The organism is Secundilactobacillus silagei JCM 19001 (genome assembly GCF_002217945.1).
Taxonomy (GTDB): Bacteria; Bacillota; Bacilli; order Lactobacillales; family Lactobacillaceae; genus Secundilactobacillus; species Secundilactobacillus silagei.
This window is the reverse complement of record NZ_BCMG01000028.1, coordinates 1-1,118: the sequence shown is the minus strand read 5'-3', so window position 1 is coordinate 1,118 and position 1,118 is coordinate 1. Positions and strand designations below refer to the sequence as shown.

Genomic DNA, 1,118 nt, shown 5'->3' with positions numbered 1-1,118 from the left:
TGAATGAACTTACCACAGAAATTATCGCTGCACTAGCCCAAAAGCAAGATTTGGACGAAGTTTTTCGTCACCACCTCGAAATTGCGATTAACCAGCTGCTTCAAACCGAATTGGCAGAGTTTTTGGGTTACGAACGCTACTCATACGCTGGGATTAACACTGGTAATAACCGCAACGGCAGTTATGAGCGCTCGTTTGATACGAAGTACGGCCAACTTAACTTAACCATTCCTCGAGATCGCAATGGCCGGTTTGAAAATCATACCTTGCCAGCCTACGGTCGGCACAGTGATAATTTAGAAACAACGGTCATTCAGTTGTATACCAAGGGAATTACCACTGCTGAAATTGCCGAACTCATTGAGAAAATGTACGGTGCTCACTACTCCAAAGCCACGGTTTCCAACATGACTAAAGCCGTCAATGAACAGGTTCAAGCTTTCCAGCAACGTCGACTGGCTTCACAATATGCGGCCATCTTCTTAGATGCCACTTACTTGCCGTTAAAGCGGGATACCGTTCAAAAAGAAGCCGTTCATATTGCGATTGGCATTCGTCCAGATGGTACGAAAGAAGTGCTGAACTACCAAGTGGCGCCAACGGAATCGACTGGAATCTGGACTGAACTGCTGGGAACCTTGATCAAGCAGGGCGTTAAAGATGTGCTGTTGTTTGTGGCCGATGGGTTAGTTGGTTTGGATGAAGGCTTGAATCGGCATTTCCCTAAAGCCAAACGACAACGTTGCCTGGTTCATGTTGGGCGGAATCTGATGAACAAAGTTCGCGTAAAAGACCGCAAGGCCGTGATCAGTGACTTTAAACAAGTTCATCGGGCCGCCAACCGTGAAGCAGCCGAACTGAAACTGAATGAGTTCGCCAACAACTGGCATCAGACCTATCCCAAATTAATCAAAGATCTGCTTAAAATGCCGGATTTACTCACTTTCATGGACTTTCCACCAGCTATCCGGCAATCACTATACTCCACTAACCTGATTGAGAACTTTAATAAGCATCTCAAGCGCACCACCCACCACAAAGAACAATTTCCAACGGAAGATTCACTGGATCGCTTCCTGGTTTCTCAGTTTAATGTTTATAACGAGAAGTCTCTGAAG

1 protein-coding gene is annotated in these 1,118 nt (G+C 45.8%); it reads left to right on the top strand.

Annotated elements, in window-relative coordinates:
- Positions 1-1,118, top strand: a 1,118-nt coding sequence (locus tag CES79_RS12375; RefSeq protein WP_089137376.1) for an IS256 family transposase, incomplete at both ends; no start/stop codon positions are given.